The organism is Candidatus Abawacabacteria bacterium (assembly GCA_016207805.1).
Taxonomy (GTDB): Bacteria; Patescibacteriota; Gracilibacteria; order RBG-16-42-10; family RBG-16-42-10; genus JACQZO01.
The window spans coordinates 21,797-34,579 of record JACQZO010000008.1 but is presented as its reverse complement, the minus strand read 5'-3'; the positions used below and the strand labels follow the sequence as shown (position 1 = coordinate 34,579).

17 protein-coding genes are annotated in these 12,783 nt (G+C 39.6%); 3 read left to right on the top strand and 14 right to left on the bottom strand.

The annotated features are described in order from the left end of the window. The first annotated feature begins 37 nt into the window (after window positions 1–37). Window positions 38–469, top strand: coding sequence for an AAA family ATPase (locus tag HY817_02225; protein ID MBI4836054.1), 432 nt, complete (start codon window positions 38–40; stop codon window positions 467–469). On the opposite strand, the gene HY817_02220 is transcribed toward HY817_02225, so the two are convergent. The 5 genes from HY817_02220 to HY817_02200 form a co-directional block, all read right to left on the bottom strand. After that, the gene (locus HY817_02220) at window positions 466–735 is read right to left on the bottom strand and encodes a GIY-YIG nuclease family protein (protein MBI4836053.1); all 270 of its coding nucleotides are present in this window, start codon (window positions 733–735) and stop codon (window positions 466–468) included. The genes HY817_02225 and HY817_02220 overlap by 4 nt on opposite strands. Window positions 736–1,029: 294 nt before the next feature. Beyond that, window positions 1,030–1,590 carry an alpha/beta hydrolase gene (locus tag HY817_02215; protein MBI4836052.1) on the bottom strand — a complete coding sequence of 187 codons (561 nt, stop codon included), beginning with the start codon at window positions 1,588–1,590 and terminating at the stop codon, window positions 1,030–1,032. Window positions 1,591–1,599: 9 nt separating this feature from the next. Then, window positions 1,600–3,312 carry a hypothetical protein gene (locus HY817_02210; protein MBI4836051.1) on the bottom strand — a complete coding sequence of 571 codons (1,713 nt, stop codon included), beginning with the start codon at window positions 3,310–3,312 and terminating at the stop codon, window positions 1,600–1,602. A 94-nt stretch (window positions 3,313–3,406) separates the two neighbouring features. After that, window positions 3,407–4,135, bottom strand: a complete 729-nt coding sequence (locus HY817_02205) for a hypothetical protein (protein ID MBI4836050.1) — start codon at window positions 4,133–4,135, stop codon at window positions 3,407–3,409. Between the two features lie 12 nt (window positions 4,136–4,147). Further along, window positions 4,148–4,474: a TfoX/Sxy family protein gene (locus HY817_02200; protein MBI4836049.1), complete on the bottom strand. Its 327-nt coding sequence runs from the start codon at window positions 4,472–4,474 to the stop codon at window positions 4,148–4,150. A gap of 185 nt (window positions 4,475–4,659) precedes the next feature. Here HY817_02200 and HY817_02195 point away from each other — a divergent pair, with 185 nt between their 5' ends. After that, window positions 4,660–5,229: an NUDIX domain-containing protein gene (locus HY817_02195; protein ID MBI4836048.1), complete on the top strand. Its 570-nt coding sequence runs from the start codon at window positions 4,660–4,662 to the stop codon at window positions 5,227–5,229. Here HY817_02195 and HY817_02190 read toward each other — a convergent pair. The 6 genes from HY817_02190 to HY817_02165 form a co-directional block, all read right to left on the bottom strand. Next, window positions 5,222–5,668, bottom strand: a complete 447-nt coding sequence (locus HY817_02190) for a hypothetical protein (GenBank protein MBI4836047.1) — start codon at window positions 5,666–5,668, stop codon at window positions 5,222–5,224. The two genes, HY817_02195 and HY817_02190, sit on opposite strands and share 8 nt — an antisense overlap. Before the next feature lie 70 nt (window positions 5,669–5,738). Beyond that, window positions 5,739–6,920, bottom strand: coding sequence for an S-layer homology domain-containing protein (locus HY817_02185; protein MBI4836046.1), 1,182 nt, complete (start codon window positions 6,918–6,920; stop codon window positions 5,739–5,741). Window positions 6,921–7,031: 111 nt separating this feature from the next. Further along, window positions 7,032–7,271, bottom strand: coding sequence for a hypothetical protein (locus HY817_02180; protein ID MBI4836045.1), 240 nt, complete (start codon window positions 7,269–7,271; stop codon window positions 7,032–7,034). 306 nt (window positions 7,272–7,577) lie between these two features. Next, complete coding sequence (locus tag HY817_02175) at window positions 7,578–8,360, bottom strand: phosphatase PAP2 family protein (protein MBI4836044.1); 783 nt, start codon at window positions 8,358–8,360, stop codon at window positions 7,578–7,580. 54 nt (window positions 8,361–8,414) lie between these two features. Next, entirely contained in the window at window positions 8,415–9,581 is a 1,167-nt protein-coding gene (locus HY817_02170) for a hypothetical protein (GenBank protein MBI4836043.1), read from the bottom strand. Between the two features lie 60 nt (window positions 9,582–9,641). Then, the gene (locus HY817_02165) at window positions 9,642–10,412 is read right to left on the bottom strand and encodes a hypothetical protein (GenBank protein MBI4836042.1); all 771 of its coding nucleotides are present in this window, start codon (window positions 10,410–10,412) and stop codon (window positions 9,642–9,644) included. A 114-nt stretch (window positions 10,413–10,526) separates the two neighbouring features. Here HY817_02165 and HY817_02160 point away from each other — a divergent pair, with 114 nt between their 5' ends. Continuing rightward, window positions 10,527–11,174: a hypothetical protein gene (locus tag HY817_02160; protein MBI4836041.1), complete on the top strand. Its 648-nt coding sequence runs from the start codon at window positions 10,527–10,529 to the stop codon at window positions 11,172–11,174. A gap of 151 nt (window positions 11,175–11,325) precedes the next feature. On the opposite strand, the gene HY817_02155 is transcribed toward HY817_02160, so the two are convergent. Genes HY817_02155 through HY817_02145 form a run of 3 tightly spaced genes read right to left on the bottom strand, consistent with a single transcriptional unit; the run spans window position 11,326 to window position 12,776 of the window. Continuing rightward, window positions 11,326–11,946, bottom strand: a complete 621-nt coding sequence (locus HY817_02155) for a hypothetical protein (GenBank protein ID MBI4836040.1) — start codon at window positions 11,944–11,946, stop codon at window positions 11,326–11,328. A gap of 1 nt (window position 11,947) precedes the next feature. Further along, window positions 11,948–12,355, bottom strand: a complete 408-nt coding sequence (locus HY817_02150) for a hypothetical protein (GenBank protein MBI4836039.1) — start codon at window positions 12,353–12,355, stop codon at window positions 11,948–11,950. A 40-nt stretch (window positions 12,356–12,395) separates the two neighbouring features. Further along, window positions 12,396–12,776 (bottom strand): hypothetical protein, encoded by a 381-nt coding sequence (locus HY817_02145; protein MBI4836038.1) that lies wholly within the window; start codon window positions 12,774–12,776, stop codon window positions 12,396–12,398. Window positions 12,777–12,783 lie beyond the last annotated feature (7 nt).

Here is a 12,783-nt window from a genome sequence, read left to right as displayed (position 1 = left end):
AAAATAGGTATAGTGTGAACAGCTATTTCTAATTATTATGCCTGTAGTAATTATTACTAAAGGATTGCCGGGATCAGGGAAGAGTACTTGGGCAAAATCTATGCAAGCTCAATTTCCTGGTAAGTATATCCGCACCAATAAGGATGAGATTCGGGCTATGCTCCATCATACCTATAGAACAGAAGCCTCTGAGGCTATGGTGGCCAAGACACGTAATTGGTTAATATTAGAAGCATTGGCTCAAGGAAAAGATGTTATTGTCGATGATACTAATCTCAATCCAGAATATGAACGTACTATTAGAGCTTTAGTAGTAGGCAAGGCTACTGTAGAGATCAAAGATTTTACTCATATTTCTCTTGAGGAGTGTTTAGAAAGAAATAAAAAACGTGATCGTGTAGTAGAGGAAGAAGTAATCCGTAATATGTACGAGAGATTTATGCGAGATTCTTCTCAATCAATTGATTAAACAAGATTTACCCAATGAGGATTTTCTTGTTCTATCAAGTTTGCTTTTTTGTTTCTACTCCACCGTTTCAATTGCTTTTCTCGAGCAATAGCATCTAATGGTTGCTGGAAAAGTTCGAAATAGACTAATCGATAACATTTGTATTTTGCAGTGAATGAGTTTGGATGATAATTAGTTCTATGTTCCTCTATTCGATGATTAAGATTGTTGGTAACACCTATATAGATTACCCGTGATTTGCTGGCAATGATGTAAACGTAGAACATAAAGAAAGAGAATACTTTGAATATTTTAACAGATGGAAAATGAAAATCTGCATTTCCATCAGATCTCTCCACAAGGTCGAGATGACAATCGAGTGAGTTTGTTTAATCAACAATTTTGTCAGTTTCTGTTTGATAGAAAAGAACTTCTGGTTAGTTTTTAACCATTAGAAAATAATTGACAAATCAGTTAGGAAAACAATCTTGCTCCCACCGTCATCCCGACCTCGTGGAGGGATCTGATACTGATGGAGTCCATAAACAGACTTCCTTTAACACTAACAATGAACCATTCCCTTACCCAGCTGCTCCATTTATAAACTTTTTTACACAAGCCACTATCTCCGGAAATGTCTCCTGATGAATAAAATGTCCATTGGTCTCAAGTTCACATACCTCATCAGGCTGCAACTGCTTTTTGATATGCTGGAATTCTATTTGCGGGATAAGCTCATCGTTTTTTGAGTAAAATAGAGCAATCTTTTGCTGATGTTTTTTGATTTTCTGCCAATTCCATGGTTCATCATAAAAACCGCTAATCTTTTCCGACTCTAATCCTAAGTCTGTGTAACAAGGTGCAATCAAGATAGAGCCCCAGACTTTGTTGTATTCCGCATATCTGAGGGCGGCAACAGCTCCTGAAGACCAGCCAATCAATAGACTATGTTCATCCGCTTTGAGATAGTCTTTTAAGAAAGATAACCAGTATTGTTTCCTTGCTAATATTGAATCCGGAAAGGTTTCGAAAGTAGTGTGAATGTTTAGCTTGGTTAACTCAACTTTTAACCAAGGGGTCCAAGCAAAAGACCAATGCATTGCACCATTGCCATGGATGAAAATGATTTTGTTTGGCTTCATAGTAAGACTTTAAGTTACTACTTTTTGATAACACTTTTCGCAATAGATCCGTTCTGGTTGATCAGGAGCATAAGGTGTTTCAAATTGATGCTCACAGCGAGCAGTATGATCATGACCACTTTCTAGGCAATCACATTGTCTCGGCCAGAGCCGTCTTGGTAAACGTAATTTTAGTCGCTCTTGATAACGCACATCATGGCATACTCTGGGTAAGGGGATATTATGGGCTCGGTAGAACTGTAATTCTTGTTTCGTAATTTTGAAGAGTTTTCCTGAGCTAGCACATTGAACCACTTGTTGTAGTATTTCGTCTGTGACTTCTTGGATTGAAGCTGGCAATTGATTGGCTGTTAGTACTTGAGTGGCACTGGGCTTGGGAGCTTCATAGTCATTCCAATTAGCGCTCATTGTTAATGCCTCTGCTTTCGTTAATGGGAAATAATCTACAGCCAGAGATTCATTATACCCGTGCAAAGATACTGACATAGGAAAGAATTCTCCCCATTCACCAGTTGTTTTCATGTGCTCAATAATTCTGGGCACTAATTCTTCATATGCTTCCTTGCTATATTTTTTATTGAGAATGCAATATTGCTGATTCTTAATTCCGGCACAGCCAAAACAGTTACTGGCGGCGGAAGCTAGATAGGAATAAAAAATATTCTGACTATTAATGGTATAGAATGAGAAAAGGTTTTGATAAATGTTTGTGGCAGCCATTACTTCCAAGCACAGCTCAGCATTATAAGTATGTTCAATATCATAAGTGTCACGAATGCCGGTGGTGGAAATAGTATATTTGCTATCTTGATTACCATCACAGTCAAAAGCGACATGCGTATTGTGTGATCTGACCACAACATTTCCCGTACAATTCTCACTACCCATGAGAAAGGCATATTCTCTTGGTGCTGCTTGTATCCTTACTAAGAAGTCTTCTTTAAGTCTTTGGTAAGTCTCATAATTGCCTAAATCTACTTTTGCTAGCCGTTTTTCGAATTCTTCTTTCGTCAGTTGCTCATTATACCAACAGTACTCTTTATGTCGTAAATTGTAGCAACCAAAGCAATTGCTACAAGACTTACAGGCATACAAAAAAGCACTGTCTCGACAGTTATCACAATTGAGTAAAAACTTACTGTTATAACAACTCAATGAACCGATTAACTCATAGCCCATTTCCGAGCCAACTACAGCGGTGCAGTCCACACAATTTTTGGAACTATTGATAATATTGCTGTAATAACAATCTTCTGAGCTACCTGCATCAGAAAGCATATAACAGTTTTTGAGGCTAATCGTGCAATTTACATAATCACTATTTTCATTGCTCAAGGCATCATTAAGTAAATTAGGATGAGGAACTGCTCTCAATAACTCAGCATATTGGGCAAAAAATGGTCGCGAAAAATCAAAGTCACGGCCATATTCAGTACCGTCCCAGCTCTTATCCCACCATAGCTTTTGTTCATAAATAGTAATCGGCAAAGTGGGGGGAAACATAGCGACTAAAGGTTTACCTGTTTTAGCACATTTATTATTATAAAGAGCATGCTCATTACGAAACACCCAGCGTTTTCGCAATCTCTCCTCTGGAGATAGGCTTGGCGGCGGGATAAGATACTTCTTGCCATTAATCACAGGGCTCACTTTTTCATAAAAGAAGAGATCCTGCTCAGTGAGCGAGAATGGCTTTTTGCTAACTCGGCATTGTTTTTCCATAAATACAACTACTTTGCCTATAAAGTAGCTGTTACTTTTTCAACAAGCAACTGAAAAATATTATCAATGATCGGATTTTATGTTGATTTGGAACCTAGTCTATTTCTTCTATGGTAACGGTGCGGAAAATCCCTTTAATTGGGTATTTCTGCCACTTGTCGCTGCTGAGAGTTTCTACGAGTACTAATTCTCCTTCGGCACGAATCTTTTCACCGGTCATTAATTGAATAATGTTTTCTAATGGCGCTAAATCAAGAGCATAATAAATGCTATCAGAAGATTTGATCCCTTCCTGACAACCGATCTGTTTAGCTGAAGAATCTTTCAATGGCAGACATAGATACTCTCCTTGAATGGTTGTTTCTCGTTTTGCTTTAGGTATCTCACTTTGTTTGAGTGTACCTAGGATTGCGTCGATGTCATTAGCAGTTGTTATAGGCTGGTTAAGTCGTTTGCTAATATTAGTTAGTAATCGCTCTAGGCCAATTGCTGAAATGCCTTTGCTATCACTTTTTCGTGGCTTACTCCGATCTGCTAAAAAGTTTACTGTATTATTAGTTACTACATACTTTCCTCCATTCGCTTCTACGCCAATAAAATCTTGTGGTGAAATATTAGGAAAGGCCTCTTGCACCATGGCTGCCTCGAGTCCATTGACTGGCTGTTTACCTGAATGCTGAAAAATACCATTGCTTATTTGTTCAGTGAAGTAACTGGGCACGGGGGAATTTGATGAATCGGACCCAAAATCCCACAGCACTATCGCAATAGTACCAACAAAAATGAAGATGAACTCAGCAATGAAGAGGTATTTTCGATTCATAGTATGATGAGATTAAAGTTTCTTTTTCTGTTTTTTTTCAGGAAGTGTCGCTGCTATGCTTAATAGCAGCGCCGAAAGCTTCGAAGCATGGGAAAGTAAATATTTATTAGCAATATAGTGAGCCTTTGCTCCTGGATACGGCGAGCCCTTTTTGCCTACTTTTTCTAATGCACTACTAGCCGGCACTATCTTAACGTAAAGGATATCGTCACAGATCAGGGCAACTACTTTATTATCGGCATAGAGAGCATATTCGCCAAACATGGCGCGAGTAAAAAATCTGTCGCTGGGTACAAGTCGGTTGAGAATATCCTGTATGGTTTCTTTTTTTGTAGCCATAAAATATTCAATAGTATAATGAAGATGCCAATACTTTCATGATTGTTTAAGAACCAGTTGCTAGGCTAACAAGTATTATGTTTGTAGGCAATACTTAGGATATTGTGAAAGAAACAGATAGATGAAATCTATTGCCAGACTTTCAGTTGGCGTACTAAGCTGCTTCAGTTTTAAGTTTTTTTATTATGCAAGAATCTATAGTATTTACTGGTACAGTTGGTGAAGTAGTTCATATGCGCCAAGACAATGGCAAAGTATTTGAACAGTATCGTCGTTCTCCTGGAACTAGATTAATCATCGTTTCACCTGAAGGAAAAGTATTGCTTACGAAAGAGAAACGTCAGGAAACAAATTCTATTGATTTGCGCCTGCCTGGCGGAAAAGTGTGTGACACTATAGATCAGTATCGTGAGTTGCGGGCTAGCGGACAAGACATGGTGGCAATTGCAAAAGTTGCTGCTCAGAAAGAAGCTTTGGAGGAAACTGGTTTACACATTCAAAATCTTGCATTGGTGACCAGAGCTAGGGCTGGTGCGACAGTTGAGTGGGATTTATATTATTTCTTAGTGAGAGATTATGGTGTTACTGAGCAGGGACAAAAACTTGAGGAAGGCGAAGATATTCAAGTAACTTGGCTATCGGTTGCTGAAATTAAACTCGCTATAGCTAGTAACCAAATGCAGGAATGGCGAAGTGTGGGAGTTCTCCTGGGTTTGGTACTGCCTAAGCTTGAGACTGGTGCTCTTGCTAACTAAACAAGGCTATTTGCCTGTGGTCCATGGGATCAAAGACGACAGCAAATTTGTCACCAATGTGAGGAATTTTGACTCGAGAGACTAAAGTTTCCAAGCTGGTTTCGAAGGGAGGCTGTGTTTGAGAAGTTATTCTCACAGTTAATCGTACTATGTATTTAATATCTCCAGCGCTGACGCCGGTATCTTCAATGTTGATAATCTCTGCTTCTCCTTGCACACCACCATTTTGTAAAAGACTGTTGGCATCCATCGACTTCGGATAGACTAAAAGTTTGACCAAAATTAATACTAAGATGATAAAACCGATAACGCTGAAAATGACAATGTTTTCCTTTTCTGCTGGAGCTATATCGCTGTATTCTAGTCCAATCATGGTCGCACCATACAAAGCTGCTACCATGAGAATTACTAGAATGCCAAAATTGGCATTGGTTTTCATAAGTCAGGGGAATTATAGATAAGACATGGATCTAGATCATACTATAGCATCGATCAATTTCGATTATTCTCTATGGAACAATATGTGAACAGTCAACAATATCAGAGGCAGAACGGGTGCCAGCATACATCCCACTAGTGACGTAAACATATACAGTTGCTCTAGTCATAAACGGATTAGGAAAGGCACGATGATAGGAAGGTAAATCAAATGTTCTATGCTCGGGAACGCTGTCATCTATACCGTGATAATACGTGTAATACATATCGGGAGTGAATGTGCCATCCCCAAACTCCCAATAATAACGAAATTGCATATGAGAATTGTCTTCCATACCTTGCTGTATCCACACTTTTCCTGAATAATCTAGTCCTTCATTTCCTGTGTTGAAGTTGCAGCGTAGAGTGGGATCAATCACACTAATTTGTACATTTTGTGCTGGTGTTGAAACTACCGGTAATGGTGTGCTGGGTAGGGTGAAGTCAGGAGGAAAGAGAAATGGTGTTGTCGGACTGGCTGTTGGTGTTGATATCGCTGTTGGTGTCGGTGAAATAATTGCAGTGGGGGAAACAGTTGGTGTTGGCATCGAAGATGCAGTGGGCAGAACTGTTGGCGATGGGATGGCCACGGCAGGTAAAAGATCTGGTCTGTCACGATAGAAACGATACACCATTTCAGCTACTAATCCGCGATTGAGTAATTCATCTCGACGAATTGTATTACCTGGGAAAGCGTCTACTAATCCATGATCTAGCGCATATCTTGCGTAGGGGACATACCATGAGCCTGGTACAATATCAGAGTAACTGCTACCACTTGGTAAGGCATTTGTATTGATATGATTAGCTAACAAGAGCATCTTTAAAGCTTCAATCCGACTTACGGTTCTATCCATTCTAAACAGACCATCATCATAACCTCGCACTATTCCTTGTTGGACAGCCGCTTGGATATAGGCGGCAAAAACATGATTACTTCTCACATCAGGAAAAGGATCACCACTAACAAATGGTAGATTGGTCTCGCCAGCGGCGCGCATTAATATCTTCAAGATTTCTCCTCGAGTCACCGCATTTTCAGGACGATAAAGCCCATCAGGAAAGCCACTAATTACTCCGCGATCACGAAGAAAAGCAATGGCTGTGTAATTAGGATGGGCAGAAGAAACATCAGGAAATAATGCTGCTGATGATTGGGGAACAATACTGATGATAACCAGAAATGCTGTACACCAGCTCAACCATTTTTTCATACTTGATTAAGTAATTGAGCTTACCATAGCATGAGAAAAATTTACCCCCTATTGTTGTTTCCCTATTGTTGTTGACAGTAGCTTTTTCCTTTGGTCTTGGTAGTGAAATTGCTATTTAGAATTGATGGTAATTTTTACATCAATGCCCTTTTCTAAGTAATAAGCTCGCAGTGTTAGAAAACTCCAGCCCGCCATTAAACATGAAAGTATAATGGTAAGAATGACAACATATATTAAATAATCAGCTAACAATTGACCATAACGTGATATGCTAAAACCAAAAAGTAAGGCAGACCAACAAAGAATAAATAGTATGAGACGAGTCACTACTGGCCAGATAATATTATCCATAGAAATAATTTTTTATTGCATTAATGCTATCACAAGCTAAACCTGCTTGCCTAATGATGAAGAGTATAGGGGGGCCAAACACACATGTTGACTCTACAGATTGGTCAGTTATTAGTAAAAAACTGACCAGACTGTCTGCTGAGCATACTCACTCACTTGTCATCTCGACCTCGTGGAGAGATCTGATGGAGATATAGCCAATAAGCATTATCTCTGAAGATTATTTTGTCTCTCCCACTTCACACCATTCCCAACCAAGGTAAGTAGCTTCCAATCTACTAACTTAAAAATGAAACTTACTCAATTTTAACTAACGGTTTGAATGAATGTGCTGTGCAAAAGTAATGAAAATAGAAAGGCGGCTATCGGTAATAGAAAAAATAATTTACTTGGTTTGAATACTTTGGCGCCAAAAATATGGTAGTGATTATTGAGTTCTAAAGCTGTAATGATGACGCTGAGCCAAGATCCTCCGACCAATGCACTGCCCAAAATATCACTAGGATAGTGGACGCCAAAGTACATACGACTGAAGCCTACTAAGCTCACGGTGATGATATAGCCTAAGATATTTATTGCTTTTGACCAAAGCTTTTTGCTTGAACGTATCAAAAGATAGGTGATTAAACCAAAGAGCACTGTAGCAGTGAGCATATGTCCGCTAGGAAAACTAAAGCTATTTTCGGTAATGAATTGTAAAGCAATATCAGGTCTCTGGCGGCCGATAAGATTTTTGAGCCAAAAGATACTTTCCCCACTACCCAATAAACCAATAGCAAAAATTAGCGTAGTAAAATATTGTTTGGTATAGAGGCACAATAAGATTGTGAGTGCCGATAAGAAGATGGCAGTTTGAGAATTAGCCAAGAAAGTAATGAAGCTGAAAAAGAGTGTGCTATAAGGATTTCGCCACGGTTTTATCGATTGTAAGACGGTATTGTCAAAAGTATCCCAAGTGCGGTGCAAAGAGACATGCTCACTGAGTTCCGCAAAATATAAAAGGCCGATGAGAGCGAAAGATAGTCCTAAAGTGAGATAAAGACCTATGGGCTTTTTGGCGGATAACAACCATTTCTTAAGCTTTCGCATATACTGGTAAATAAGCATAGCTACCTTACCAAGAAATTCTATGGATGATAATTATTATGTTCGACTGTACTGACGCTGAATAGCTGAGATCACTCTGTTTGGCGGAACAAATAAAACTACATTAGCAGTTTTTTTTTCAGGCAAGTAGCCCTTTTCTTGTGCTCCCATGAGTGCTGCTGTGAAGGCATCTGGATTATGCGCTAATCTTTTTGCTGCCGTTGTTTCGCCCAGTATGCGCATGACTAGTGATCTGCAATCCATGGTGCTTCCTAGTACCGCAGCAAGTCGTTTCGAATCTAAGTGACTTAAGTTAAGTATAGTAGCAAGCATTACCACATCATCCAAAGTTTTTGCTGGGGAGGATAGATAACTTGTCTGACTAAGCTTTTCTGCCAATTCCGCAGGGCCAAATCCCTTTAGTAGGGCCCACACGTCACGTTCCGTGGTATCAGCTAAATGCGGTTGTAATTGATCTTGCAATTGTTCTTCATCAAGATCGCCACGATACATAAACTTCCCTAAAGTAATTAATTGACTCTCTACCTCTGCTCTTTCTTCGGCCACCAATATCCCGCCAATTACATCCATAACCGGATCTGATATGTCCGCGTCATTTTCCAGAAGAAACTGATCTAATTTGTGACAAAGTTCAGGTGAGAAAATACTTTCAAAGTACTTTTTCCAAAATAAATATGCCACGCTTACGCCCGCTAGGCCCTGTTTTGCTAATATTTCTTTTTGCCAAAAGCGATGAAAGGAGGAGAAGGTTGTTTCTCTATGCTCTTTCTTCTGATCTAGAGGTAAATGATCCCATAAAAAGGTGTTTGCACTATGGAGCTGATCTAATAAATTCCTATGAGCTTTCCTAGTAATCAGTCGCAAACCTTGGCGACGAATAGTGCTGAGCTCTGTTCTAGCTAGGAATACAGCAGTATCAATGACAAATGCTGGATCTTGTTCTGCGACCGGAGGCGGGACTTCAGTTAGCCCCCACTCATGTTCCAAGACATGGTGTATATGCCATCTTACGTCTCGGCTAATTTGGAAGTGGCGTTTTTTAAGATTAGGAAATTGAGGATATTCAGTTTGGATATCGCGCCATAAGGCTGGTACAGCAGCTTTTACTTGTCTTTGAACTGGGCGGAACCAGTAGGCAATATTATCAATTAAGTCACGAGTGTCGACTAATTTATCTATCTCATCTCGATATACAGACCTCATAAGTAATTAATACAATAAGGCGAGATCATAGCCTAATACTATCTAAATACAAGTAGCCAGTTATTTTTTTGCGGTGGCATTCCAAAGCATAAAGAATATTGCCTTGAGCATTTGAGTGATATGCTGATCCTCAATTAAAATTGCCAGCTTGGCTTTTGGCTGCCAGAAAATAACTTTGTTAGCGAATATGTGAAAGGAGCTAATAAATGCGCTGTCAGTGTCCAGTATTCTGGTGTCACGTAACTGCTTTTTATCATTTCTTCTCAGTAAGTAAGCCTCGCTGCTTTCTAAAAGCAAGGCCTGAATATGGATACCTGCCTTTACCCTTGCTTTCATCCACTTTTCTTGATTGGTCCACGTGACGCATTCAATAAAGTCTTCAATAGAGCCAAAGTAAAGCATAGAGCGCTTTTCTTCTTCGGCAATTGACATTAAGAGTTCGAGAAATTCATCTGAGCCACTAACCATTTTTACTTTAGCTCCACCATTTCCTTGATCAAACTGACTGATAAGCTCAGGAAGTACCTTGATAAAATCGTGTTCAATGGTAGTGATGGTGTTTTTATTGTCGCGTACCTTTTGCAAAATAACTGAGGGGGAATTGAGCTGTATCCGTGTGTCACCAGTAATTGCTTTTTCAAAATGTAACAACTCGTGTTCTTCCAGTTCACCAATGAGCTTATAAAGGTGGGGGCGAGAAATGGAAAGCTCTTTTGCTATTTGACTTAAGTTTCTATCAGCTCTTTGCAAGAGTTTGAGATAGACTGCTCCGGCAACAGTGGACACTCCTAGTAAGTTGAGAGCGAGCAGGATGCTTTTGGGTTCGGTCATTATTCTTGAGTGTAAACGTACTCTTTACACTATAGCTTAAAATGACTTGTAAATAAACAAAGGTACTGCAACATGTGCCCATTTGAGCTAGTATGAGATGTTAATGATTAATCTATGATAGAGCTTGTTGATTGCCATGTTAACTCATTGCCACTATTGGCTAAACCCGATACCGAAAGTGCGCTAGTTTATTTAGAGGGAGCTTTTGTGGATCCCACAATTACTAAAGAGAAGTTATTGCGACTACAGCAAATGGCAGGAGTAGATATTATTGGGGTTACTGGTCGCAATGCACTTAGAGATGGGCGAAGATATTGGTGCAAAGTTGAAGCTGAGCTTAAAGATTGGCGGCCAGCCCCAATGCCACTGAATGAAGCTGATATTGTGGCAGCAATTGAGGCTGTTCTTGGATTAGAAAGTAAATTGAGAAAGGTGTATCGCAAATCTGTTTGGCTCGGCTATAGCCAAGGAGCGATAGTGGCTTTATTGGCACAAATGGAGGCTCCGAATCAACTAAGCAATGTTGTTGCCATTTGTCCTGGTACCGTTACTAATAGGCATTTTCATCGGTGTGTCGGTTGTTTTACTTCACTCGTTGTTGCTGATGAAGACTTATATTGTGATGGCAAGATGCGTGAAGAATTGGCAAGTAGTTTGGGCGTAGATGCTATTTTAGTAAATCAACATAGGCATGCCTGGTCTGAAAGACTTGCTTGTGTGGCTGTGAAAGAAGCTGCGCAGTATTTGAACCACAAATTATGATCTATCACTATGACCTTGAATAGCGACGCAACTAGGGTGAACTATAGCTTTCTCATTTAATAGTGCCGCCCCATAAATTCACGTTGTTATCTAAGTACCTTAGTAAGTGTTTATAGGTACTGCAGGTCGTCTTGAGTTTGAATCTTAGTAATTACGACTTCCATCGTCTATATGCTCGCGCAATACTCTTTCTGATCCTGCGTTGAAAGACTGTGAAGTAATGGCGAAGGCTATTCGTATGTACTATGTCGCAATATGTTTGCATGCTCGTTAATTGTGGGTGGGATATAACAAAATGTGGGATTTCTCGAGATAGAACATGTTGATTTCGGGCGGCAACTTGTAGTTGGGCGATATTCATCTGAGAAGCTGTTTGCCAAGCATTTTTTTCATCTTCATAAATATCATACATAGTTGCTCGTACTATCCCTATATATGATTCATCAATTCCAGGTAACAGAGCCTCTATTTCTATTTGTGCTTCTTGCGGAGTAATTACTAGTGTTAAGGCATCTTTTGCATTGATGACAATTTCTATTTTTAGACCACAGATACATTCTAGTTTGGGTAAGGCTAGTCGAACCATATAACAAATTCCCAGGTCTAATCCTGTTGGTGCTACTGGCATGGGTTTTCTTTGTTCTTCTAATATTTGTTCAATTACTTCCTGGAGACAAATGGGCAATTCCCCAATTTGTCTTTGCATATCTGGCGGCAGCAAACTCTCAATGAGTGGATAACATTCAATAGCTTCTTTTGGCTGTTGCGTCATATCAGGAAAAGACTTTAAACTTAGCTTTTGTAATAATATTGCTCACATCGATCCAATAAATATCTTTGTTTTCAGCATTGATATACACATCCATTGTCTGGGGTAAGTAGTCTTGCGGATCTTGATGTAAGACAGTGCTTAAGAAAGTGTAAGTACGCTTCTTTTGCGCATCAAACCAACTATATTTTATTTGATAGCCAATTTCAGTTTCAAAAGATTTACTTGTATGGCTGATTTGTTCAACGCCAATAACTTTCGCTAATACTTTTTGTTTTTTGGCGCCCAACCATATTGGCAAGTCGAAATGTTCTTTGCCCCAGCCATGGACAAAAACACTGATCAGTAAAAGTCCACATATGCTGCCAAAAAACAGCATAAGATAAAAGTTCTCAGTGCTGAGCGGGAGCATAAAGTAGAGAGATTAGAAGAATCTGGTCAATGGTCTATGCCTATTCTGTTTTAAGGCAATCATTAGCCGCAGCCCGTGCTTGTAAAGAGCCTAACAACTGATCAACATATTCAATACATGCTCGTAATACCTTGCTGCTAGTTCTTATTAGTACCACATGTTCGCGCTGTTTGACTGGGATTGCGGCATTTTGTTGCTCACGAAGTTCAGCTAGTTGTAATTCAACTTCAAGTTTTGCACGAGCTTGCTGTAGATCAGTAATGTCTCTCACATTAACATATCCAATAGCGTCCATAAGACTAGCATACCTTGGTGCTCGCGCAGAACGCTCTACTACTGCTCGTACCTTGGCTCTGATTTTTCCGGGAGAAACTTCCGGTGTCGTTCTTGGTTTGGGAGATACTACAGCAAGTTTTGTCATAAACGAT